The sequence below is a fragment of the Micromonospora noduli genome (genome assembly GCF_003264475.1).
In the GTDB taxonomy this organism is placed as follows: Bacteria; Actinomycetota; Actinomycetes; order Mycobacteriales; family Micromonosporaceae; genus Micromonospora; species Micromonospora noduli.
The window spans coordinates 65,508-88,730 of record NZ_PYAC01000041.1 but is presented as its reverse complement, the minus strand read 5'-3'; the positions used below and the strand labels follow the sequence as shown (position 1 = coordinate 88,730).

Here is a 23,223-nt window from a genome sequence, read left to right as displayed (position 1 = left end):
CGCGCCGTCATGCCGGGTCCAGTTCGACGAGCGGCTGGTCGTACTCGACCGGCTGGCCGTCCTCGACGAGAATCGCGGCCACCCGGCCGGCCCGGTCGGCGATCACCTCGTTCATCAGCTTCATCGCCTCGACGATGGCCACCGGCTGGCCGGGGCGGACCAGGTCGCCCACCGCGACGAACGGCCGCGCGCCGGGTTCCGGCGCCCGGTAGAAGGTGCCGACGATCGGTGCCCGCACCGCGGCGCGCCCAGGCACCGGCGGCCGGAGCACCGCGGGTGCGGCGCCGGACGCCGGCACGACCGCCGGTGCCGCCTCGGCCCGGGGCAGGGGTACGTCCGGTCGGGTCGCGTCCTCGGGGTGCCACTCGACCTCCAGCACCGCCGGTCCGCTGCGCAGCCGGATCCGGCGCACCGGCCCGGCCAGCTCGGCGATCAGGTGCTGCGCCTGCCGGCGCAGCCCGGCCAGCGCCTCCTCGCCGTTCATCCCGACGTCGTCGGACGCGTCGACTGTCGACAGCGCCCGGTCGGCGGCGGTCATCGCAGGCCCGCCCGGGCGCCGACGCGGTTCGCGCCGAACCGTCGGAAGCGTTGCCGGCGCAGGCGGACCAGCATGGCCGGCGGCACGTCCAGCAGCGGCAGGAGGTTGGCCAGCAGGGCGGCGCGCAACCGTTGGGCGGTCTCTGCGGGGTCGTCGTGCGCGGCAGTCGACGGCTCCGACACGACCTCGTCGACCACTCCGAGCCGGCGCAGGTCGGGCGCGGTCAGTCGCAACGCGCGGGCGGCCTGCGGTGCCGCGGAGCGGTCCGGCCAGAGGATCGCCGCGCACCCCTCGGGGCTGATCACCGAGTAGACGGCGTTTTCGAGCATCAGCACCCGGTCGGCCACCGCCAGTGCCAGCGCGCCGCCGCTGCCGCCCTCACCGGTGATCACCGCGAGCACCGGGGTGGGCAGCACGGTGAGGGTGAGGATGTTCTCGGCGATGGCCGCCGCCTGGCCCTGCTCCTCGGCGCTCACCCCGGGGTCGGCTCCGGGGGTGTCCACCAGGGTGACCACGGGCAGGCCGAGGCGGGCCGCGAGGCGCATGAGCCGCAGTGCCTTGCGGTGCCCGGACGGGCTGGCCATGCCGAAGTTACGGGCGACCAACTCGGCGGTGGTGTGCCCCTTCTGGTGGCCGATGACCATCACGTGCCGGCCGGCCAACCGCGCCACCCCACCTACGATGGCCGGGCAGTCCGCGCCGAGCCGATCGCCGTGCAGCTCCACGAACCCGTCGAAGACGGAGTCCAGGTAGTCCAGTGTGGTGGGCCGCCCGGGGTGCCGCGCCATCCGGACGGTGTCCCACGCGTCGCGTACCGCCGGGGTGCCGGCGTCTCCCTCGGCCGCCGGGTCCGTCGGCCGCGCCAGGACAGTGCCGTCGTCGGCGAGGCGCTCGCGGTGCGACGCAGGCTCCTGCCGGGGTACGGGCGAACGCGCCGGACGGCCGGCGCGGGTCGCGGCGAGCAGCGCCATCAGCCGTCCGCGCAGCGACCGGCGCTGCACCACCATGTCGACCTGCCCGTGTCGGAGCAGGAAGTCGGCGGTCTGGAAGCCCTCCGGCAGGGCCCGCCCGGTGATCTGGCGGATCACCCGGGGGCCGGCGAAGCCCATCCGCGCGCCACTCTCGGCGAGCACCAGATCGGTGTTGGTGGCGAACGAGGCGGCCACCCCGCCGTAGGTCGGGTCGGTGAGGACGCTCACGGTGAGCAGCCCCGCCTCGCGCAACGCGGCGATGGCCTGACTGACGGTCGCCATCTGCATCAACGACAGCGCGCCCTCCTGCATCCGCGCCCCGCCGGAGGCGGTGATCAGGACGAGCGGGGTGCGGTCGTCCAGCGCCCGTTCGGCCGCCCGGGTGATCAGCTCGCCCACCGCGCAGCCCAGGCTGCCACCGAGGAAGCGGAAGTCCATCACCGCCAGGGCCACCGGGTGCCCACCGATGGTGGCCGTGGCGCAGACGACCCCCTCGGCAAGACCTGTGCTGGCCCGCGCGCCGGTGAGGCGGTGCGGGTACGGCAGCACGTCGACGAAGTCGAGCGGGTCCGCCTCCGGCAGCCGGTCGGGCAGCAGGCGCAGCGAACCCGGGTCGACCAGTTGGCGCAGGCGTTCCGGCGCGCCGAGTCGCGCATGCTCCCCGCACTCCGGGCAGACGTCGAGGTTGCGGCGCAGCCGTTTGCGATAGAGCAGGCTGGCGCAGCCGGCGCAGCGGGACCAGAGCTGCTCTTCGCGCGGCGCGGTGGCCGTCACGACCGCCGTCCGGTGTCCGAGGCGTCGAACCGGTAGAAGCACCGCGCCATCGCGTCGCGCGGTGAGCGCCAGGTCGACAGGTACGGCGACACGTACGGGCGCAGGCGGTCACTGACCCGGATGAACTCGGGATGGTCACGAGCGGCCTCCACCGCGCCCTCTGCCGGCTGCGCGGTCTCGAGCAGATGCACATAAAGGTCGTGCAGTCGGTACAGCGAGCGGTGCCGGACACCGACCAGGCGCGGCAGCTCCGTCGCGTCCGACTCAGCGAAGATCTCGGCGATCCGCTCCTCGGCGGTCGGATCCACCTTCGCGACGATCAGCGATCGGTCCATACTGGGCCTCCCCCCACAGCGTCCGGCCGGCGACGGGTGGCCCCCGGACGCGCTGGACGACTGCCGACACGATGCGCCGATCCTCGTCACGGCGGCGTCACCGCGGCGGGTCGGTCAGCGGCGGATGGTGGTGACGCTGCGTTGACGCAACCTGTGTATCAGCTATGTGCCGAGCGTGCTGCACGCGCTAATGTTTGTGCAGTTCAGAACCGATCTCGGGTTGGCTGTCGCTAATAGAACGTCCACGCTGGCGTTGACGCAACGTGACCGTTATTGATAATCTTCAGCGTGGTCAGTCCGGCGGCCTCGGCGGGTGGGGCCGCGCCCGACCACGCCGCGATCGGTGGGGTCGACAGTGGCGTCGAGGGCAACCGATCCGGGACACAGCAGACAGTCGGGACGAGCGTTCCGCAGGGGGTGCCGCCGTGGCCGCTGATCCGTCCGTGCCGACCGCCGGAGACCCGCCCGAGGAGGGCGTCTCACTGCATCTGCTCGGAGGCTTCCGACTCCTCCGCGAGGCGGTGCCGGTGGTGGTGCCGCGCGGGCTGCAACGGGTGATCGCGCTGATCGGGCTCCGCCCCGGCGCCACCCGCAGCCAGCTCGCCGGGCTGCTCTGGCCCGACGCGTCGGAGGAACGGGCGCTGTCCTCCCTGCGTACCGCCCTGTGGCGGCTGCGACAGGACCCGTGCTGCCCGATGACAGTGGCCAGCGACACCGTACGCCTCGGCCCGGCGGTCCGGCTCGACGTGGACGACCTGGTCGGCACAGCGGCCCGGGTCCGGGACGGCGACGACCCGCGCACCGCGGCCGGGGCGCTCGCCGCCGGGCGGCACGACCTCCTCCCCGGCTGGTACGACGACTGGGTGCTGCTGGACCGGGAACGCCTGCGCCAACTCCGCCTGCACATGCTGGAACAGGTGGCCGGGCACCACCTGGCCGCGGGGCGGCACGGCGAGGCCCTCGAAGCCGCGTTGGAGGCGATGGCCGCCGAGCCGTTACGGGAGACACCACACCGACTGGTGGTTCGCATCCACCTGGCCGAGGGCAACGCCTTCGAAGCCGTGCACGCCTTCTACGTCTATCGGGACCTGTTGCGCCGGGAGCTGCGGCTGGAGCCGAGCCCCGCCATGAGCGCCCTGCTCGACGACACCCTCGCCCCGATCCGCCAGGCCAGCCGCGAGGCCATCACCGACCGCCCGTCACCCGCCGTTCGGCGTACGTGACGGCGGTGCCCGTCACCGCCCGGTCGGCGTACGTGACGGTGATGTGACAGGCGCTGCGGCACGGTGGGCGCACAGAGCACGTGGCACCGATCCCGAGGGGTCGGGCAGGCCACCGGCGGAAGGGGTCCCATGAGTCGTCTACTGATCGTCAGCCGGATCATCCCGGGAGCGGAGGGTCGGGTCGCGCAGATCTTCGCCGAGTCCGACGCCACCGAACTGCCCAGCCTGACCGGGGTCACGCACCGATCCCTGTACTGCCTGCACGACCTGTGCGTACACCTGCTGGAGACCTCGGACGACGTCGACCCGGACGCGCTCGCGGCGGCCCGCAACCACCCACTCTTCCGACAGGTCAACGAGCGACTCTCCGCGCACACGTCGCCGTACCTGCCGACCTGGCGTTCCCCCCGGGACGCGATCGCCGGCTGCTTCTACCGGTGGGACGCGGCCGAGGCGCCAGCAGGAGCCCCGGCCAGCACCGAAGCACCCGCTCCGCGCCCGGCCGTTACCGAGGCGCCCGCCGCGCACCCGGCCGGCTGACATGTCCGCCGCGCCGCCGCACGTCCTGATCATCGGCGCGGGCACGGGCGGGCTGTGCCTGGCGCACGGCCTGCGCCGCGCCGGGATCAGCGTCGCCGTCTACGAACGGCACCGCGACCGTGCCGAAGGGCTGCTCGGCTACCGGGTCGGCATCGGCCCGACCGGTAGCCGGGCGCTGCGGGAGTGTCTGCCCCCGGAGCTGTTCGCCACCTTCCTGGCCACCTGCGCCCGGCCGCCGCACTACTTCAACGTCGTCACCCAGGGGCTCCGCCAGACCGCGTCGTTCCCGCTGCGGCCGAGCGCCGACCCGGTACGCACCGAACACTCGGTGGCCCGGATGGTGCTGCGCCAGGTGCTGCTGACCGGCCTGGAGGACGTGGTGCAGTTCGACAAGACCTTCACCCGGTACGAGCAGCGCGACGACGGCACGGTCACCGCGCACTTCGCCGACGGCACCAGCGCCACCGGCGACCTGCTGGTGGCGGCCGACGGCACCCATTCCGCCGTACGCCGCCAGTACCTGCCGCACGCCGTCACCCGCGACGCCGGGACGATCAACATCGCCACCCGGATCCCGCTGACACCGCACACCCGCGGTCTCATTCCGGAGCGGGTCCAGCAGGGCATCTCGCTGATCTTCGGCGTCGGCGGGATGATGGGCGTGCTGCACGTCATGGAGTTCAAGTGGGACGCCGAACGCGCGATCAAGCCCGGCGTCAGCGAGCCCGACGCCGCCCTTCTCCGGGACTGGCCCGGCCTGGCCCACGACACCACCACCGACAACATCAATCTGATCATCTGGAGTGCGGCCAACCGGTTCCCGGCCGACATCATGGAACGCCGCGGCGAGGACCTGGTGCAGGTCGCCCTGGATCTCACCTCGAACTGGCACCCTCACCTACGGGAACTGCTCGCCCACGCGGACCCGGCCAGCGCCCTACCGATCAAGGTGTCCACGTCCGAACCGGTGCCGCCCTGGAAGAGCAGCACCGTCACCATGCTCGGCGACGCCATCCACACCATGACCCCGGGTCGGGGCGTGGGCGCGAACACCGCGCTGCGCGACGCCCGCCTGCTCTGCGCACAGCTCAGCCGCGCCACCGCCGGCGACAAGACGCTGCTCCAGGCGGTCGCCGACTACGAGGCCGTGATGGCGCCGTACGGCTTCGCCCGGGTCGCCGAATCGCTGAACCGCAGCGGCACCAGCGGCGACGACCGGATGTACCGACCGGTGGTGGGTCGGCTCGCGCTGCTCGGCGCGCGCGGCTACTTCGGAGTGACCAGCCGGGTACCACGGCTCCGTCGCCGGTTCGTTGACGACTTCCACACCTACGAGGGCGACCGGGACTGACCCCGGCATCGCCCGACCCGGGCTCGGCGTCCCACGCCGGGCCCGGGTCTCATCGTGTCCGGAGTGCTCGACCCGACCGATCCATGCCCGGCCCGGTCTCGTCTCGTCGGATTTGGCCTGATCGGACGACGCAGTGTTACGCGGCAGGCACCGGCTGAGGTGGCTGGCCCACCGGCAACGCTGACGGCCGATCCTGCCTGTCGTCGGCAATACGCGTGTGCGAAGCTGCGGCGAGTTTTTCTCGTGACTTTTCCAACGAGCTGAGAGGGAGGTTCGCCGTGGCGTGGTCTTTCGGACACTCGCTGATAGTGGTACTGGCACTGTTGCTGGGCCTGGCCGCCGGGTGGCTGCTGCGCGGCCGACGGGGCGTACAGGGCAATTCGATTGTGGATGGTGACCCCGTCGCCGGTCTGGCCGTGATCACCACGCCCACGCCGGCTGCCACCACCGACGAGGTCCAGCCTGCGGCCGCCGTCGACCCGGCACCCACCGCGGTCGCCGACGAGCCGGTACCGGTCGACACGGTCAGCGCGCCAGCCGCGCTGACCGAACCGGACGGTCCCGCCCCGGTGCCCGTGCCGGCGGAGGCTCCGAGCACCGTCGACCCGGCGGACATGGCGCTGACCGAGAACCCGCCGCCCGTACCGGCCAACGAGCAGCCCGACGCGGCTGAGCTGCGGCAGGAGCCGGCGGTTGAATCGGCCCCCGAGCCGGTCACTGTCGACGACCAGCCCGCCCCGGCGGCCGTGGTCGCTCCCCGCCAGCCCGCGGACGACCTCCCGCCGGCCGACGCGGCGCCGCTCGACACGACGCCGGCCGACGACGCGGCGATCGACGATGCGCCGGTCGCGGCCACCCCCGCCGACAGCGCGCCCGCCGACACGACGCCGGCCGACGACGCGGTGGCCTCCGTCGGCGCGTCCGACGATGCGGAGACCAAGGCCACGGCGATCGACCCGGCAGAGGAACAGACGACCGCCGAGCCGATGCACTCCGAGCCGATGCACTCCGACCCGGTGAACGCCGACCCGGTGAACGCCGACCCGGTGAACGCCGAGCCGGCGCAGGCCGAGTCCGCGGTCGACGCCGCGGAGGCCGAGCGGTCGGCGGTGGCCGTACCTCCGGTCCGCCCGACCGCCGCCGCGACCCCTCCGGTCCGTTCAGCCGCCGACACGACGATCAGCAGCATCGATGCCGACCCGACGGGCCCGGCCGACGACTTCCGCCGGATCCAGGGGATCGGGCCGAAGATGGCGGCCGCGTTGCAGGACGCCGGCGTGCGCACGTACGGCCAGCTCGGCGAGTTGGACGAGCCGGCACTGCGCGACCTGATCCGGGCCGCCGGCCTGCGCGCCGCACCTGGGCTGGCCAGTTGGCCGCAGCAGGCACGCGTGCTCGCCGGCGCCGGCCACGAGATGGCAGCGGTGCTGCCGAGCGGCAACCAGGCCTGACCGCCTGCATCCGAGCCCCCGGCAGCCGTCCACCGCGACGGCACGCCGGGGGCTCGGGCGTTAGCTGCCGTAACTCCTTCGACGCCCACCGCGCTGGACGATCGACTCGGCATTCAGGAAACCGCGCGATCCACCCGACCGGGACACCCCGACTTCCAGAAACCCGAGTCGATCACACAGCCAGCGGCCGCCCACCCGCGCCCACGCGCCCGGTCACCGGCGCCGGGGGGTGACGTCCAGGGTCAGGCGCGCAGCTCGGCCGCGAGGTCGCCGATCGACGCCATCGCGTACCGCTGCATTCCTGGACCGAAGGTGATGCGTGTGGCGCCCTGCCGTCCCAGCTCGGCCACGGACTCCCGGTCCGGTCCGGCGGCCATGTTGATCGGCCCGGAGATGCCGTCCCGCAGCTGCGGGAGCACCTGCAGTGGCGCCAGGATCGGGTAGACGCAGTCGGCGCCGGCAGCCACGTACAGGTGGGCGCGTTCCACCGCGTCGGCCGGGTCACCCGTTCCGACCAGGAAGGTGTCGACGCGGGCGTTGATGAAGAGAGCGTCGCCCGCCTCCGCGCGCACCTCGGCCAACCAGTCGGCGTGCCGCCGGGGGTCCTTGAGGGTGGCGTCCCCCTCCGAGTCCTCCAGGTTGCAGCCGACAACGCCGGCCTCCAACAGCCGTCCGACCAGCTCGCTGGGGGCGAGGCCGTAACCGCCCTCGACGTCGGCGGACACCGGAACGGACACGGCGCGGACGATGCGCGCGACCGCCGCGAACATCTCGTCCGGTGGGGTCGCGCCGTCCTCGTAGCCGAGCGATGCGGCGACGCCCGCGCTCGGGGTCGCGAGCGCCGGGTAACCGGCGTCGGCCAGCACCCGGGCGCTGGCCGCGTCCCAGGGGCCCGGCAGAACGAGCGGATCGCCGGCGGCCCGGTCGTGGTGCAGGGCACGGAAGGTGGAGGCTGTCATCGTTGTCGTCTCCCGACGGGCTGCGGAGGGCGGGGCTCAGGCGGTGTGTCCGCCGTTGGAGTCAAGCACGGCGCCGGTGACCTGATCGGTCCACCCTACGTTTGGTGGACCGACCGGTCAACAATTGCTACGCTGGTCAGATGGCCAGGCCACGGCAGTTCGACGAGGAGCAGGTGATCCGCGCCGTCCGGGACCAGTTCTGGGACGCCGGCTACGCGGCGACCTCACTGGAAGACCTGGTGCGCGTCAGCGGGCTGGGCAAGGGCAGCCTCTACGGCGCCTTCGGCGACAAACACCGGCTGTTCCTGAAGGCGCTGCGGGAATACACCGACACCAGCGGCGGCTACCTGCGCGAGATGCTCACCTCCGCTCCCCGCGCCCTGGACGCGCTACGCGCGTTCGTCATGGCACCGGCAAACGACCCGGGTGGTGCTGCCGCCCGGCGCGGCTGTCTCATGGCCAACAGCACGTACGAACTCGCCACCAGCGACCCGGACGTCCTCGCCGAGGCGCGGCGCACCTACGAGGCGACGACCGCCCTGGTCGCCGAGAGCGTCGGGCGGGCCCAGGACGAGGGCGACCTGCCGCGCGACGTCGACCCGGTCGAGACCGCGCGTGCGCTGCTCGCCGCACAGCAGGGCCTGGTGTTCATGGGGCGGACGGGGCTGGACATCGACACCCTGACCGCCACGGCCCGCACCCTCGCCGCCAAGCTCCTACCGGACGGCTGACACCACCCGACCGGAAGCGCGGTTATTTGATCTTGCGGGTGGACCGGACCACGATGCTCTCGTACTCCGGGTGCTTGACCACCCAGTCGGCGATGAACGGGCAGATCGGCACGACGGTCCGGCCCTTGCTCCGCGCATCGTCCAGCACGGCCCGCGCCAGCGTCGACCCGACGCCCTTGCCCTCGTACGCCGGATCGACCTCGGTGTGGGTGTAGGCGATGATCGAGCCGGTCAGCTGATAGGTGACGAACCCGACGACCGCGCCCGCCTCGTCGCGCGCCTCGAAACGCTCCCGCGCCGGCGCGTCTGTCACGGTGAACTGCACCCGACCATCCAACCACCCGGCCCGGCGGCGCTCGCTGCGAGGCCGGCAGGGGACGCGACCCCACGCGCATTGTCCCGGCCGAAACGGGAACGCAACGCCTCCGGGCACATCGTGGGAGGAGACACGTCACCATGGCGAATCCATCGACGGACGGCGGCTTCGCCGTCGTCGAGATGTTCACGTCCCAGGGCTGCAACAGTTGCCCTCCCGCGGAGGAGTTGCTGAGCGAGATCGAGCGCGACGCACGGGACCGGGGCCAGAACGTCTTCACCCTCGGGTTCCACGTCGACTACTGGGACGACCTGGGTTGGCCCGACCAGTTCGCGGACGCGGCGTACACCGCGCGCCAGGAGGCGTACGCCCGCGCGTTCGGCACCCGAGGCCTGTACACCCCGCAGATGGTCGTCAACGGCACCGTCGAGTTCGTCGGTTCCGACCGCCGCCGGACGGCCGCCGCGATCATGTCCGCCATGGCCTCGACCGCCACCACACCACTGGCGCTCTCCATTGCCAACCTGGGCAATGACCGGGTGATGGTGGACTACCGGACCGAACAGCCACCGGAGCGCGCGGTGTTGCAGGTGGCGGTCGTGGAACGGGACCTGACCAGTGAGATCGCCCGGGGGGAGAACGCCGGGCGGACGCTGCGGCAGGACAACGTCGTACGCGCCTTCAGGTCGGTGGGCCTGGACGCCGAGCGGGGGCAGGTGGAGCTGGCGACACCACCTGGTCTCGATCCGGGAAGCGCCAGCGTGGTCGGCTATGTCCAGGAGAACGGCGAACGGGCGATCGTCGGCGCCACGGCCATCGACCTGTCCACCGCGTAATCTCGGCCCATGCGGATGGTGCGGGGTGCGAGGGTTTTCGGTGGCTGACGCGGACGACGTACGTCGGGTGGCGCTGGCCCTGCCGCACACGGTGGAGAACCCCAGTGACGGCTTCGACTTCCGGGTGGCCGACAAGGGCTTCGTCTGGTCCTATCCGGAACGGACACCGGGAAAGCCTCGGGTGATCCGGCTGGACATCGCTGTGCTGTTCGTCGGCGACGAGGCCGAGAAGCAGGCTCTCCTGCTCGGGGAGCCCGAGGTCTTCTTCACCGCGCCCGGTTACGACGGGCTGCCCCTGGTGTTGCTGCGTCTGGCGGCGGTCGACCTGGACCGGTTGACCGAGCTGGTGACTGACGCGTGGCGGATGCGCGTGCCGGACGCGCTGGTGAACGACCGAGAGGGCGAACCGCTGGGCGACCGTGCGGGCGCCGGCAAATAACGACATCAGCACGCAACGCGTTTGACACATTGACGGGGATCTCGGTACTCCATTACCGTGGCCGAGAGAGCGCTCTCTCACCTGACCTTCCCCCCAATTCAGACGCAAAGCGCTGGACCCGGCAAGGGCCGCACCCGGCGCGCGCGATGGAGGCACGATGAAACCTCCCGTCCCCCACCGCCGATGGGCCCTGGCCGCCGCCACCGCGCTGGCCCTGGTCGTCGGCGGCCTCGCCGTCCCCGTCACCCGCGCGGCCGAGGCCGCACCCGTCGGCGCCGGCAGCTACACCACCACCCCGGTCGGCCCGCTCCCCAGCGGCTGCGGCGCGATGTCCAGCAACCCCCGACAGTTCGCCACCGCCAACGCGCCCGCCGGGCCGATCCCCACCAACGACTGGTGGTCCTCGCTGCTGTGGAAGCGCACCGACTGCTCGTTCAGTGAGCCGCTGCACGCTCACCCGATCTCGTACGACACCTTCGGCGACGGGCTCGGCTTCTCCGCCAACTCCACGCCCGCCATCAGCGGCACCGCCACCGGTGTCGGTGAGTTCCACTACCCGTACGTGCAGGACATCCGGGTCGGTGTGGCCGGGCTCGCCGCACCCCTGGTGAAGGTCGACGGCTGGACGGACTGGACGGTCAGCCCGCACTGGAGCGACGGCACGCGCACCATGCGCGCGACCATCGGCCATGGTCTGCCCTTCGCGTACTTCCAGACCACCGGGGGGAACGCGCAGATCAGCACCGCCGGCACCCCGGACGTCTGGTCCAACAGCGGTGCCACCATCGGCTTCCGGGTCAACGGCCACGACTACGTCGGGTTCGCGCCCAGCGGCGCCAGCTGGACCGTGGCGTCCGGCCGGATCTCGTCCACCCTGGCCGGCCGCGGCTACTTCTCCGTGGCCCTGCTGCCGCCGACGTCCAGCGCGACCGAGCGCGCCGCGCTGGCCGCGACCTACGGTCAGTACGCGCACGCCCACGTGACCGGCACCCAGGTCTCGTACGCCTACAACCCCGCGACCAGCGGCCTGACCACCACGTACGCGTTCACCACGACCGCCCGGGAGGGCACCGCCACGCAGACGGTGGTCAGCCTCTACCCGCACCAGTGGAAGTCGCTGAGCGGTTCCACAGCGATCACGCCGACCTACCCGTCGGCGCGTGGTCGGATGAAGGTGCTCACCGGCGTCAACCAGTTCCGCACCGCCATGAAGTTCCAGGGCATCCTGCCGGAGCTGCCGGCCGTCGGCGACGGCAGCGGTGGTGATTTGTCGACGCTCACCGGGCACCTGGCCGCCACCCGCGCCAACCCGATGGACCAACGCGGCAACGACACCTACTGGACCGGCAAGGGGCTCGGCCGGGCCGCGCGGATCGCCGAGATCGCCGATCAGGTCAACGACACCACGACGCGCGACAGCGCGCTGAACGCGATCCGCAGCACGCTCACCGACTGGTTCACCGCGTCCAGCGGCAAGACCAGCCGGGTCTTCTACTACGACAACAACTGGGGCACCCTGATCGGCTACCCGGCGTCGTACGGGTCCGACCAGGAGCTCAACGACCACCACTTCCACTACGGCTACTACATCGCCGCTGCCGCGACCCTGGCGAAGTTCGACCCGGCCTGGGCGGCCACCAGCCGTTACGGCGGCATGGTCGACCTGCTGATCCGCGACGCCAACAACTACCGCCGCAGCGACACCCAGTTCCCGTACCTGCGCGACTTCGACATCTACGCCGGGCACGACTGGGCGTCCGGGCACGGCTCCTTCGGTTCCGGCAACAACCAGGAGTCCTCGTCGGAGGGGATGAACTTCGCGAGCGCCCTCATCCAGTGGGGGCAGACGACGGGTAACACCGCCATCCGCGACGCCGGCGTCTTCCTCTACACCACCCAGGCCGCCGCCATCCAGGAGTACTGGTTCGACGTCGGCGACCAGAACTTCCCCGCCGCGTTCGGGCACTCGACGGTCGGCATGGTCTGGGGTGACGGCGGGGCGTACGCCACCTGGTTCAGCGGCGAGCCGGAGATGATCCAGGGCATCAACCTGCTGCCGGTCACCGGCGGTCACCTCTACCTGGGCAACAACCCGGCGTACGTGCGGACCAACTATGCCGAGCTCGTCCGCAACAACGGCGGACAACCGACGGTGTGGCAGGACATCCTCTGGCAGTTCCAGGCCCTCGGCGATCCCGACGCGGCGCTGGCGAACCTCCGCGCGAACCCGGGCTACACCCCGGAGGAGGGGGAGAGCCGGGCGCACACGTTCCACTGGATCCGTAACCTCGCCGCCCTCGGCAACGTCGACACGACGGTGACCGGCAACCATCCGCTGTCGGCGGTCTTCTCCCGCAACGGGGCCCGCACCTACGTGGCGTCGAACCCGACGGCGACGCCGATCACTGTGACGTTCTCCAACGGCACCACGCTCGCCGTGGGAGCCGGCAAGACGGCCACCACCGGGGCGTACACCTGGAGTGGCGGCAACGCGGCCGGCGGTGTCCCCCCGACGACGCCGACGGACCCCCCGCCGACGACCGACCCGCCGACGACCCCTGGCAATCCGACGCGGTACCTGCTGCCCGGGGGCGGGTTGGGCGCCGCCGGCAGCGCGGCCACGACGACGGTCGCGGCGGCAAACGGAAACCACGACGGTACGCCCACCAACGCCCAGGTCTTCACGGCGACCGGCCTCAACCTCGCCTACGCCGGCGGGCAGACGGCATTCGACCTGTTCGTGGACGCCGGGACGGCGGTCGGCAACGGCGTGCAGGTGCGGATCTCCTACGACCTCACCGGCAACGGCAGTTGGGAACGGGTGGAGACGCTGCGCTACTTCGCCACCGACCCGGTCACCGGCTACGAGCACTACACGCAGAACGCCGGCCTGTCCTCGGCCACCGGCACCTTGGGCGCGCTGAGCAACGGCACGATCCGGGTGGAGGTCTGGTCGGCGATCGGCAACAACCCGACCACGCTGGGCATCGGCAACCAATCGGTGTTGCGGCTTCCGTACTCCTGATCGACAGGTTCGAACGCGACACGACGTCGGCCGGTGTGGAGGACCAGGATCGGTCCCCCACACCGGCCGACGCTGTGCGGTCAGTCAGTCGTTCTCAGGAGGCGGTGCAGGTGGGCGTGATGCCGGCCCCACTGCCAGTGCCCTGGAAACCGAACTCGGTGACCTGGCCCGCGCCGAGGCGGCCGTTGTAGTCCACATTGGTGAACCGCACCGTGCCGGTCGAGCCACTGGCCGTCGCGCTCCAGGTGTTGGTGACACTCGCACCACTGGCAAGGGTGACGCCGACGTTCCACCCGTTGGTTCCGGCGGAGCCGGCGGTCACCTTCACTGTGGCCACGAAGCCACCGGTCCACGAGTTCAGTGACACCGACGCCGAGCAACCACCCGTCCCCGGCGGCGGGGTGGTGGGCGGGTCCGTCGGCGGGTCGGTCGGCGGGTCGGTCGGCGGGTCCGTGGGGATGGCGGGGCCGGCGTTGAGGGCGTTCAGAACGTTGGTGTACGCGGCCTTCTTGTTGCCGTTGCAGTCGAACAGCAGGGCGTTGTCCGAGCCACGCCACGAGTCGCAGTCCCGTACACCCCACACCGTGATGCCGGTGCAGCGCGAGACGTTCATGCAGGCACGGGTGACGGCGCCGAAGATGTTGGCCTGGTTGCCGCCGGTCATCACGTCCAGCTCGGTGATCTGCACATCCACACCGAGATCGGCGAACCGCTGCAGGTTGGCCTGGTAGTCACCGGCCAGCGAGGTGCCCAGGTGCGACTGGAAGCCCACGCAGTCGATCGGCACGCCACGGGACTTGAAGTCCCGCACCATGTTGTAGATGCCCGTCGACTTCGCGTTGATCCCGTCGGTGTTGTAGTCGTTGTAACACAACTTCGCACCCGGATCCGCGGCCCGCGCCGCCCGGAACGCCGCCTCGATCCAGTCGTTACCGGTGCGCTGGAGGTTCGAGTCACGACGCCCACCGCTACCACCGTCAGCGAACGCCTCGTTCACCACATCCCACGAGTGGATCTTCCCGCGGAAATGCGTCGCGACCTGGGTGACGTGGTTGATCGCCGCGTTGCGCAACGCGCTGCCGGACATGCCCTGCGCCCAGCCCGGCTGCTGCTGATGCCACAGCAGCGCGTGGCCGCGCACGCTCATACCGTTGGCCTGCGCGTGACTGACCAGACGATCGCCGCCGGTGTAGCTGAACCGACCCTGCTGCGGCTCGGTCGCGTCCCACTTCATCTCGTTCTCGGCCACGACACTGTTGAACTCACGGTTCAGGATGGTCGCGTACACGCTGGTGGAGAGCTTGCCCGTCGCGACGGCCGCGCCGAAGTAACGACCCTTCTCAGCCGCCGAGGCCCGCAGGGTCGTGCCGGCGCTGGCCGTGGAGGTCAGCGTCATCGTCATACCGGCGGCGAGGGCGCCGGTAACGGCGATGGTCACCGCCGCTCGCAGGGCTCTTCTGTGATTCATGCGGATTCCTTCTCTGGGGTGGTGCAGCGATGGAGACGCACGCCCGAATCCGCTCCTGCGACATGGGAGACGTCAGCAACGGTCGCCGTCGCGGCAGCGGTGCGGGGAGTCCTGACCCGACGTCCGGCATGCCCTGGGCGGACGTCGCGGGTCGAGGTGCCACAGCAGGTTCGCCCGGTGAACCACAGGTGCGGCTGCCCTCAACCATCGACTGTGAGCGATAACATGCCGTTCGTCAAGTCGTAACCAACCGCGCTGGGAAACCTGTCGCTCCGTCGCAGTGGTGGGGCACGTCGCCGTGCTGCCGGAGCCGCGCCGAGCACGGCTCCGGCAGCACCCGTCACTGGAACGTAGCGTCGTCGACGAGGAGGCTGTCGGTGCCCTCGGCCGTCTCGACGTAGAAGGCGGCGCTGGTCAGGGTGCCGCTCCACGACACTGTCGTGGTGCCGGTGAGCAGTGTCCAGCCGTTGACGTTCACCCCCACCGCCGGGGTCAGCTGGAGGTAGTTCGTCGTGCCGCTCGCGGTCAGCGACAACGTCGCCTTCGCCGACGGGGTGCCGCTCTGTGCTCGTACCCAGACGTTGGTGGTGTAGCTCTTGCCGTTGGTGAGCTTGGCGGTCACGTCCTGACTGGGGCCGTTCCAGGCGCCGGTCCGGCCGGTGATCGACAGTGATCCGCCGCCGCCGTGCGCGACTGTGGTGTTCCTGGCGAGCGTCCCGCTGCCGTGCACACCCCAGCCCGTCGTGCCGTTCTCCACGTCGCCGTTGGTGATCAGGTTGGTGGCGCTGCCGCCACCGGTGCCGCCGAACTGCCACCAGTTGATGTTGAACAGGTTGCCGCTGCCGCCGGCGAAGCGCAGGTAGAGATCATGGGTGCCGGTCGCTCCGCTGACCGAACAGGTGCTGGTGGTCCAGGTCTGCCAGCCGCCGGTGCCGCCCACGGTGCAGGTGCCCACTGTCGGGCCGTTGGCGCTGTCGAGGCGTACCTCGATCCGGCCGCCGCTCGTGGCCGACGCGACCCGGGCGCTGAACGCTGTCGCACCCGCGCCGAACGCGACGCCCTTGACCTTGATGTAGTCGCCGTTCTCGATCCAACCGACGTTCATCCCGCCCTCGCTGGACGCCTCGGTCTCGATCCCCGAGCCCCAGGCGATCGTCTCCGCCTCCTGTCGCACGTACGGGTTCAGCGTGCCCACCTGCGGGGCACCGGTGTTCGTCATCGTGATGGTCGGGAACAGGCCATTGCTGGTGTAACTGAACTTCTCCACCGCGACCGAACGGGTGTAACCACCGCCACCGGGCAACGCCCCGTTGTGATAGAAGAAATACGAACCACCCTGGAAATCGATCACACCCGCGTGATTGGTGAAGCTAGCGCCCTGCCGCGGCATGATCGTTCCCCGATATGTCCACGGCCCCGTCGGCCCGGTCGCCGTGGAGTACGCGATGAACTCGGAGCAGCACTCAGCCGCGAACACGTTGTAGTACAACCCGTTGCGCTTGAACACCCACGGCCCCTCCTCATACAGCGTCGGCCGACTCGCATTACCGCTACGGGTACCGAACCCCGCCGTCGTGAGGGGAATGCGTGTCGCACTGCCGGAGAACGAAATCATGTCCGGGTTCAACTTCACGTACCACAGACCCGGGTTACCCCAGTACAGATACGCCTGCCCGTCATCGTCGATGAACGCGTGCGGGTCGATTTCGTTGTTGCCGACCAGTGGTCGACCGAGCGCGTCGCGGAACGGCCCGGTCGGGCTGTCGGCCACCCCGACGCCGATGACCATCTGCCCGTTGGAGCGCTGGCGCACCGGCACGTACCAGTAGAACTTTCCGTTACGCGGAACGACCTGCCCGGCCCACGCGTTGGCGTCCGCCCACGCGAACGTCGCCAGATTCATCGGCGAGCCGTGATCGGTCCAGTTCACCATGTCGGCGGACGAGTACACCCGCCACTCACGCATTGTGAAATAGGTGGAACCGTCCTCGTCATGTCCGGTGTAGAGGTAGACCCGGCCGTTGTGCACCATCGGCGCCGGGTCGGCGGTGTAGATGTTCTGGACGATGGGGTTGTCGGCCTTGGCCGTCCCCGGGATCAGTGCGAGGACACAGGCCATGCTTGCCAGCCAGGCGATGGCGCGCCTGGCCCGGCGGGTGGCCCGAGTTGTGGTTCGATCCTTCACTTTCACGATTACTCCCACAGAGAGTGCGCGTGCGGATGTCTGACTGGGCGAGCCGCCGCCGTCCCGGCGGCCGCCCGAACGGGCTTTGCCGTTCGCGCGCCGGGCAGCACGACCGGCGGGCGTGTTAGCGCTAACAGGCTTAAGTGATTACCCCCTCCCCCATCTGAACTGGACTTTTGTGAGGCGCGGGATGACCGTCGTAACCACATCGCAGCATTGAGGTATCGACGTTGACATCGAAGATTTACGATGCACGGTACTGAGCGACCGGACGGGCGTCAACGGAGGGAAGGCCGTCGCCAACCGTCACGCACGGTAACGCTCCGATGATCGCGAGCCAGCCGGATGTCCGTTTCGGACCACAGCCGCCACCGGATGCGGTGACCCGGGCCAGGTCCTCGCGGGAATGGGTCACCGAGGTGCCCCGGGGGTTGCGGGCGTGTTAACGACGAACTATGTTAGCGATCACATCGATGTGCCGCGATAAGCGCAGGGGTGGGCACCCGGCGTCCACGGCGACCCACGTCCCACCCACCCCACCGCACCCGGCGTCGGCCCCCTTTGCCGCCGACGACCCACCGCCATCGATGGCGGGCCCGACGTACCCGGCCACCTGGAGGTTCCCCCATGCCACCCCTGCCCCTCAGCCGCCGCCACCTGCTTCAGGCCGCCGGAGCCACCGTGGTGGTCTCCGCGAGCGGCGTCGCCGTCTCCCCCGGGAGCGCGTCCGCAGCCGTCGTCCCCCCGGCCCGGCCCGACATCGGCGTCTCGGCGTACGCCTTCGATCCGGGTCAGGTACGACTCACCTCCGGCCGTTGGATGGACAACCAGACCCGGACGCTCAACTACCTGCGGTTCGTCGACGTCGACCGGATGCTCTACAACTTCCGCGCCAACCACCGGCTGTCCACAAACGGCGCCGCCACCAACGGGGGCTGGGACGCACCGAACTTCCCGTTCCGGACCCACATGCAGGGCCACTTCCTGAGCGCGTGGGCGTACGCGTACGCGGTGCTGGGCGACACGACCTGCCGGGACAAGGCCAACTACATGGTGGCCGAGTTGGCCAAGTGCCAGGCCAACAACTCCGCCGCCGGGTTCGGCGCGGGCTACCTCTCCGGCTTCCCGGAGTCCGACTTCACCGCGCTCGAGGCACGGACGCTTTCCAACGGCAACGTGCCCTATTACTGCATCCACAAGACCCTCGCCGGTCTGCTCGACGTCTGGCGCTACATCGGCAACACCCAGGCCCGTACGGTGCTGCTGGCCCTCGCCGGCTGGGTCGACACCCGGACCAGCCGGCTGAGCTCCAGCCAGATGCAGTCGATGCTGGGCACCGAGTTCGGGGGCATGAACGACGTGCTCGCCGACATCTACCAGCAGACCGGCGACAGCCGATGGCTCACCACCGCGCAGCGGTTCGACCACAACTCCGTGTTCAACCCCCTGGCCTCCGGCCAGGACCAGCTCAACGGGCTGCACGCCAACACGCAGGTGCCCAAGTGGATCGGCGCCGCCCGGGAGTTCAAGGCCACCGGGACCACCCGTTACCGGGACATCGCCAGCAACGCGTGGCGAATCACCGTCGGCGCGCACACCTACGTCATCGGCGGCAACAGCCAGGCGGAGCACTTCCGGCCGCCGAACGCCATCGCCGGCTACCTCAGCAACGACACCTGCGAGCAGTGCAACACGTTCAACATGCTCAAGCTGACCCGGGAGCTGTGGCTGCTCGACCCGAACCGGGCGGACTACTTCGACTTCTACGAGCGCGCGCTGATCAACCACCTGATCGGCGGGCAGAACCCGGCCGACAGCCACGGCCACATCACCTACTTCACCCCGCTGCGGCCGGGCGGACGTCGCGGTGTGGGCCCGGCGTGGGGTGGCGGCACCTGGAGCACCGACTACAACTCATTCTGGTGCTGCCAGGGCACCGGCCTGGAGATCAACACGAGGTTGATGGACTCCATCTACTTCTACAACGGCACCACACTGAGCGTGAACCTGTTCACGCCGTCGGTGCTGAACTGGACGCAGCGCGGCATCACGGTCACCCAGACCACCAGCTTCCCGGTCAGTGACACCACCACGCTGACCCTGTCCGGCTCGATGAGCGGGTCGTGGAGCATCCGGGTGCGGATCCCGTCCTGGACCAGCGGCGCGACGATCGCCGTCAACGGCACGGTGGAGAACGTCACCACCACGCCGGGCAGCTACGCCACTGTCACGCGCACCTGGGCCGCGGGCGACACCATCACCGTGCGGCTGCCGATGCAGGTCGCCGTCAAGGCCGCCAACGACAACGCCAACGTCGGCGCGATCACGTACGGCCCCTCGGTGCTGGCCGGCAACTACGGCAACACGGCCCTGAGCACCCTGCCCACCCTCACCGTCTCCTCGATCACCCGGACCAGCACCAGCTCGCTCGCGTTCACCGCCAGCGCCAACGGGTCCACTGTGAACCTCGCCCCCTTCTACGACGCCCACGGCTACAACTACACGGTCTACTGGAACACCAGCGGCAGCGGCGGCCCCACCAGCAGCTATCGCCTGGTCAACGTCGGCACCGGGCTGGTCCTCGGTGTCCAGAACATGTCCACCGCCGACGGTGGTCTGGCCGTGCAGTGGGCCGACAGCGGCACCGCGGACCACAACTGGGTGGTCATCACCGACGGCAACGCGGTCCGGTTCCGCAACGTCAACAGCGGCAAGGTCCTGGGCGTGGAGAACATGTCCACCGCCGACAACGCCCGGGTCCTGCAATGGGCCGACAACGGCACCGCCGATCACCGGTGGATCCTCGTGGACAACGGCGACGGCACCTACAAGATCCGCAACGTCAACAGCAACAAGCTGCTCGGGATCCTGAACGGGTCGACCGCCTGGGGAGCGCAGGCCGTGCAGGATCCGGACAACGGCAGCGCTGACAACCGGTGGAGGCTGGTCCGTAACGCCTGACCTCCGCCCCGCTCGACGGGCTCACCGGCGCGGTCACCCGAAGGCCGCGCCGGTGACGCCGAGCGAGCGCCCGCCAGCGGTCGTACAGTGGGGAGGGTCCTGGCCCCAGTGAACGTGGCGGACGTGTCGGCTCGTGCCGCTTCCGCCCGGAAGGAGCACAGTGAACCGCCCCCTCCGCACCACGCTCGGCGGCGCGTTGACCGCCGCCATGCTGGCCACCGTCGCCGTCGCGCCGGCGCAGGCGCACCCCGCCGGGCGGCCGCCGGCCGTCCTCGCCCTCCCCGACGGGTTCCAGCCCGAGGGCATCGCCACCGCCGGCCGGTACGCCTACTTCGGCTCCCGCGCTACCGGTGCCATCCAGCGCGTCGACCTGGTCACCGGCCGGGGCACGACGATCGGCGCGGCCACCGGCACGCCGTCGCTCGGCCTCAAGGTCGACCCGCGTGGCCGGCTCTTCGTCTCCGGTGGCACGGCTGGCGACGCCCGCGTGCTCGACACCCGCACCGGCGAGGTGCTGGCCCGCTACCAGTTCGCCACCGCCCCGACGTTCGTCAACGACGTCGTGCTGACCCGCGACGCGGCATACTTCACCGACTCGAACCGGCCGGTGCTCTACCGGCTGCCGCTCGGTCGCCGTGGGGCGCTGCCGCCGGCCGACGCCTTCACCACGATCACGCTGACCGGCGCCTACGAGCAGGTGGGCACGGGGGTCAACCTCAACGGCATCGCCACCACACCGGACGGCCGGGCGCTGATCGTCGTCCAGTCCACCACCGGCACCCTGTACCGGGTCGACCCGGCGACCGGGGCGAGCACCGTCGTGGACGTGCCAGGCCACACCTTCACCAACGGCGATGGGCTGTTACTGCTCGGCCGCACCCTCTACGTCGTGCAGAACCGCCTCAACCAGATCGCGGTGGTCCGGCTGAACCACGCCGGCACCGCCGGAGCGCTCACCGGCACCATCACCGATCCGAACTTCGACGTACCCACCACCGTGGCCAAGGCGCTGGGCCGGCTCTACCTGCCCAACGCCCGGTTCACCACGCCACCGACCCCCACCACGCCCTACACGGCCGTCGCGGTCCGCGCACACTGAGCGACCCGAGGGGGTACGCGCCGCGCGGGTGCCCCCTCGGCCCACCGCTCTGGATCTCGATCGCCGATCGGCCGCCAGTAGGATCACTGGCACCCGGCGACGACTGTCGCCTCGTGCCCCCGGAGTTCGTGTGGCTGCCCGTCCGTACCGGTTCCTGCGCCGAACCCTGGCCGTGGGCTGCCTTCTCGCCGCCGCCGCACTGCCGGCCGCGCGGCCGGCCACACCGTCGGCCACACCGCCGACCACGCCCACCAACGTCATCCCGGAACCCACGGTCCTGCGGATGCTCCAGATGAACCTCTGCAACAGTGGCCTCGCCGGCTGCTACACCGGCCACGCGATGGCCAGGGCCGCCGAGGTGATTACCGCCGAGGCGCCCGACCTGGTCACCCTCAACGAGATCTGCGCGGGCGACCTGTCGACCCTGCGCGGGGTGTTCCAAACCGTCCACGCTGGCCAGACCATCGTGGCCGCGTTTCAGGCCGCCGGCGACCGCCCGAGCGGAGACGACACCCGCTGTCGCAACGGCCAACGGTTCGGCATCGGGCTGCTGGCCCACGTGCGGACGCCGGCCGCCCCGAGCAACGTGTACGCCGGAACCCACCCGACGCAGGACCTCGCGGACCCCGAGGAACGAGCCTGGCTCTGCGTCGACGTCGACGGCGCCCTGCTCGCCTGCACCACGCACCTGTCGGCCACCGGCTACCGTGTGGCGCTCACCCAGTGCGACCACCTGCTCGACACCATCCTGCCGACGATCGCCCGCGACGCCGGGTACGAGCCCACCGTGCTGGGCGGCGACCTCAACCTGCGCGCCGGGCACGACCCCGACGTGCGGTCCTGCACCCCGCGGGGCCATCAGCGGGTCGACGACGGCCGACTGCAACACATCACGGCGACCACCGACATCACGCTCTGCTGTCGCGCCCTGGTGCCCATGCGCGGCGCCACCGACCACCCCGGGCTGTTGGCCACCCTCACCATCGGCCCCAGCCGCCGGCCGGCCTGATCCGCCTCCTCAGCGGGCGCGGACGGCGCGGGCCGGCCGTACGGCGTCAGCGCGGCGGCGTGTCCCGGCGGGACGGGAACGGAGTACCGGGCTGGCCGAGGGTGGAGCGGGCGCGCAACCCGACCGGGTCGGGAGCAGCGGTGGGCACCGGAGCCGCCGGCTCCGAGAGCCGCCGCCCGTCCAGGTACGCGGTGGCGGCCCGGTCGTCGTCGGTCGGAGCGGCGAGCAGCGCGTAGAGCAGACCGACGACCCCGAAGACCACCGCCAGCACGATCGGCACCAGCAACGTACTCACCCCGGCGCCGGTCACCTCGCCGGTCCGTTCGTGGCGGTGCACCGACAGGGCGCTCATGCCGGTGAAGTGCATCCCGTTGACGGCGATCCCCATGACCAGCGCGGAGGCGAAGATCGCCAACCCCCGCCGGACGGTCATCGCGAGCCACAGCGCGACGGTGGACGCCACCACGGCGATGACCACCGAGAGCACGACCCGGACCGTGTCGTAGCCGAGGCTGCCGTTGAGGCGCATGGCGGCCATGCCGGTGTAGTGCATGGAGGCCACGCCGGCGCCGGTGAAGATACCGCCGGCGATCAGGCGTGCCGGATTCAGCCGGCCGGTGCCCACGATGGCCAGGCCGATACCGACCGCCACCACGGCGATGGCCGTGCTGGCCGCGGTCAGCGGCACGTCGTAGCGGATCCGGGTGTTCTCGACAGCGAAGCCGAGCATGGCCATGAAGTGCATCGCCCAGATGGCGGTGCCACCCAGCGCCCAGGCCGACAGCAGACCCCACCACGCCCGCTGGCCGCTCGTCCGGGCCGTGCGGATGCGCCCGGCGCAGACCAGACCGAGGATCGAACCGAGCACGGACAACGCGTAGCTCAGCCCGGGCGTGATCCACCCGTACTCAAAGTGATTGATCTCCGCCACGGCGGCTTTCTCCCCATTCGTTACCGACGCGTCAACAAGACGCCTCGGCAATGATCGGGGGTGCCGTGATCAGGCGCAACA

Annotated in this window: 19 protein-coding genes; 11 read left to right on the top strand and 8 right to left on the bottom strand. The window is 70.8% G+C overall.

The genetic code is table 11. The annotated features are described in order from the left end of the window. Positions 1-7 precede the first annotated feature (7 nt). From MED15_RS27925 to MED15_RS27915, 3 genes are read right to left on the bottom strand one after another with little or no spacing between them, the layout of a single operon-like run. The gene (locus tag MED15_RS27925; protein WP_112587256.1) at positions 8-538 is read right to left on the bottom strand and encodes an acetyl-CoA carboxylase biotin carboxyl carrier protein; all 531 of its coding nucleotides are present in this window, start codon (positions 536-538) and stop codon (positions 8-10) included. Further along, a complete protein-coding gene (locus MED15_RS27920; RefSeq protein WP_112732727.1) occupies positions 535-2,283 on the bottom strand; it encodes an acetyl-CoA carboxylase carboxyltransferase subunit alpha in 1,749 nt (582 codons plus the stop codon). The genes MED15_RS27925 and MED15_RS27920 overlap by 4 nt, the downstream gene beginning before the upstream one ends. Continuing rightward, positions 2,280-2,618 carry a TcmI family type II polyketide cyclase gene (locus tag MED15_RS27915; RefSeq protein ID WP_112737361.1) on the bottom strand — a complete coding sequence of 113 codons (339 nt, stop codon included), beginning with the start codon at positions 2,616-2,618 and terminating at the stop codon, positions 2,280-2,282. Before MED15_RS27915 ends, MED15_RS27920 begins: the two co-directional genes overlap by 4 nt. Positions 2,619-3,043: 425 nt before the next feature. Here MED15_RS27915 and MED15_RS27910 point away from each other — a divergent pair, with 425 nt between their 5' ends. The 4 genes from MED15_RS27910 to MED15_RS34830 all read left to right on the top strand — a co-directional run bounded on the left by MED15_RS27910 (position 3,044) and on the right by MED15_RS34830 (position 7,183). Further along, on the top strand, positions 3,044-3,841 hold the full coding sequence (locus MED15_RS27910) for an AfsR/SARP family transcriptional regulator (RefSeq protein ID WP_112587260.1): 798 nt from the start codon (positions 3,044-3,046) through the stop codon (positions 3,839-3,841). Positions 3,842-3,970: 129 nt separating this feature from the next. Further along, a complete protein-coding gene (locus tag MED15_RS27905) occupies positions 3,971-4,381 on the top strand; it encodes a TcmI family type II polyketide cyclase (RefSeq protein ID WP_244220617.1) in 411 nt (136 codons plus the stop codon). A gap of 1 nt (position 4,382) precedes the next feature. Beyond that, entirely contained in the window at positions 4,383-5,732 is a 1,350-nt protein-coding gene (locus tag MED15_RS27900; protein WP_112587262.1) for an FAD-dependent oxidoreductase, read from the top strand. Positions 5,733-6,010: 278 nt separating this feature from the next. Then, entirely contained in the window at positions 6,011-7,183 is a 1,173-nt protein-coding gene (locus MED15_RS34830; RefSeq protein WP_244220631.1) for a hypothetical protein, read from the top strand. Between the two features lie 242 nt (positions 7,184-7,425). Here the strand turns inward: MED15_RS34830 and MED15_RS27890 are convergent, their stop codons facing one another. Beyond that, positions 7,426-8,142 carry an isocitrate lyase/PEP mutase family protein gene (locus MED15_RS27890; protein ID WP_112737359.1) on the bottom strand — a complete coding sequence of 239 codons (717 nt, stop codon included), beginning with the start codon at positions 8,140-8,142 and terminating at the stop codon, positions 7,426-7,428. A 140-nt stretch (positions 8,143-8,282) separates the two neighbouring features. Here MED15_RS27890 and MED15_RS27885 point away from each other — a divergent pair, with 140 nt between their 5' ends. Then, positions 8,283-8,873 carry a TetR/AcrR family transcriptional regulator gene (locus tag MED15_RS27885; RefSeq protein ID WP_112699251.1) on the top strand — a complete coding sequence of 197 codons (591 nt, stop codon included), beginning with the start codon at positions 8,283-8,285 and terminating at the stop codon, positions 8,871-8,873. A 22-nt stretch (positions 8,874-8,895) separates the two neighbouring features. Here MED15_RS27885 and MED15_RS27880 read toward each other — a convergent pair whose 3' ends face one another. Continuing rightward, positions 8,896-9,198, bottom strand: coding sequence for a GNAT family N-acetyltransferase (locus MED15_RS27880; protein ID WP_091408758.1), 303 nt, complete (start codon positions 9,196-9,198; stop codon positions 8,896-8,898). Positions 9,199-9,329: 131 nt separating this feature from the next. Here MED15_RS27880 and MED15_RS27875 point away from each other — a divergent pair, with 131 nt between their 5' ends. The 3 genes from MED15_RS27875 to MED15_RS34580 all read left to right on the top strand — a co-directional run bounded on the left by MED15_RS27875 (position 9,330) and on the right by MED15_RS34580 (position 13,489). Further along, positions 9,330-10,025, top strand: a complete 696-nt coding sequence (locus MED15_RS27875; RefSeq protein ID WP_112699252.1) for a DUF1223 domain-containing protein — start codon at positions 9,330-9,332, stop codon at positions 10,023-10,025. Between the two features lie 40 nt (positions 10,026-10,065). Continuing rightward, positions 10,066-10,464 (top strand): MmcQ/YjbR family DNA-binding protein, encoded by a 399-nt coding sequence (locus MED15_RS27870; protein ID WP_181518380.1) that lies wholly within the window; start codon positions 10,066-10,068, stop codon positions 10,462-10,464. Positions 10,465-10,621: 157 nt separating this feature from the next. After that, positions 10,622-13,489, top strand: coding sequence for a glycosyl hydrolase (locus MED15_RS34580; protein ID WP_112737357.1), 2,868 nt, complete (start codon positions 10,622-10,624; stop codon positions 13,487-13,489). A gap of 94 nt (positions 13,490-13,583) precedes the next feature. Here the strand turns inward: MED15_RS34580 and MED15_RS27860 are convergent, their stop codons facing one another. Both MED15_RS27860 and MED15_RS27855 read right to left on the bottom strand, forming a co-directional pair. Further along, positions 13,584-14,957 (bottom strand): glycoside hydrolase family 10 protein, encoded by a 1,374-nt coding sequence (locus MED15_RS27860; RefSeq protein ID WP_112699254.1) that lies wholly within the window; start codon positions 14,955-14,957, stop codon positions 13,584-13,586. A 340-nt stretch (positions 14,958-15,297) separates the two neighbouring features. Beyond that, positions 15,298-17,076, bottom strand: coding sequence for a family 43 glycosylhydrolase (locus MED15_RS27855; RefSeq protein ID WP_112737458.1), 1,779 nt, complete (start codon positions 17,074-17,076; stop codon positions 15,298-15,300). Between the two features lie 693 nt (positions 17,077-17,769). Between MED15_RS27855 and MED15_RS27850 the strand changes: the two genes are divergently transcribed. The 3 genes from MED15_RS27850 to MED15_RS27840 all read left to right on the top strand — a co-directional run bounded on the left by MED15_RS27850 (position 17,770) and on the right by MED15_RS27840 (position 22,211). Next, entirely contained in the window at positions 17,770-20,103 is a 2,334-nt protein-coding gene (locus MED15_RS27850) for a beta-L-arabinofuranosidase domain-containing protein (protein ID WP_112737355.1), read from the top strand. A gap of 160 nt (positions 20,104-20,263) precedes the next feature. Next, complete coding sequence (locus MED15_RS27845) at positions 20,264-21,202, top strand: SMP-30/gluconolactonase/LRE family protein (RefSeq protein ID WP_112601112.1); 939 nt, start codon at positions 20,264-20,266, stop codon at positions 21,200-21,202. Positions 21,203-21,332: 130 nt separating this feature from the next. Then, positions 21,333-22,211 carry an endonuclease/exonuclease/phosphatase family protein gene (locus MED15_RS27840; protein WP_112737353.1) on the top strand — a complete coding sequence of 293 codons (879 nt, stop codon included), beginning with the start codon at positions 21,333-21,335 and terminating at the stop codon, positions 22,209-22,211. A gap of 46 nt (positions 22,212-22,257) precedes the next feature. Here MED15_RS27840 and MED15_RS27835 read toward each other — a convergent pair whose 3' ends face one another. Continuing rightward, positions 22,258-23,142: an MHYT domain-containing protein gene (locus tag MED15_RS27835; RefSeq protein WP_112726391.1), complete on the bottom strand. Its 885-nt coding sequence runs from the start codon at positions 23,140-23,142 to the stop codon at positions 22,258-22,260. Between the last annotated feature and the right edge of the window lie 81 nt (positions 23,143-23,223).

Coding starts and splice junctions, on each gene's coding strand:
- MED15_RS27900 (WP_112587262.1), top strand. CDS start 4,383: ATGTCCGCCGCGCCGCCGCACGTCCTGATCATCGGCGCGGGCACGGGC.
- MED15_RS27875 (WP_112699252.1), top strand. CDS start 9,330: ATGGCGAATCCATCGACGGACGGCGGCTTCGCCGTCGTCGAGATGTTC.
- MED15_RS27855 (WP_112737458.1), bottom strand. CDS start 17,076: ATGGCCTGTGTCCTCGCACTGATCCCGGGGACGGCCAAGGCCGACAAC.
- MED15_RS27905 (WP_244220617.1), top strand. CDS start 3,971: ATGAGTCGTCTACTGATCGTCAGCCGGATCATCCCGGGAGCGGAGGGT.
- MED15_RS27860 (WP_112699254.1), bottom strand. CDS start 14,957: ATGAATCACAGAAGAGCCCTGCGAGCGGCGGTGACCATCGCCGTTACC.
- MED15_RS27925 (WP_112587256.1), bottom strand. CDS start 538: ATGACCGCCGCCGACCGGGCGCTGTCGACAGTCGACGCGTCCGACGAC.
- MED15_RS34580 (WP_112737357.1), top strand. CDS start 10,622: ATGAAACCTCCCGTCCCCCACCGCCGATGGGCCCTGGCCGCCGCCACC.
- MED15_RS27850 (WP_112737355.1), top strand. CDS start 17,770: ATGCCACCCCTGCCCCTCAGCCGCCGCCACCTGCTTCAGGCCGCCGGA.
- MED15_RS27915 (WP_112737361.1), bottom strand. CDS start 2,618: ATGGACCGATCGCTGATCGTCGCGAAGGTGGATCCGACCGCCGAGGAG.
- MED15_RS27885 (WP_112699251.1), top strand. CDS start 8,283: ATGGCCAGGCCACGGCAGTTCGACGAGGAGCAGGTGATCCGCGCCGTC.
- MED15_RS27890 (WP_112737359.1), bottom strand. CDS start 8,142: ATGACAGCCTCCACCTTCCGTGCCCTGCACCACGACCGGGCCGCCGGC.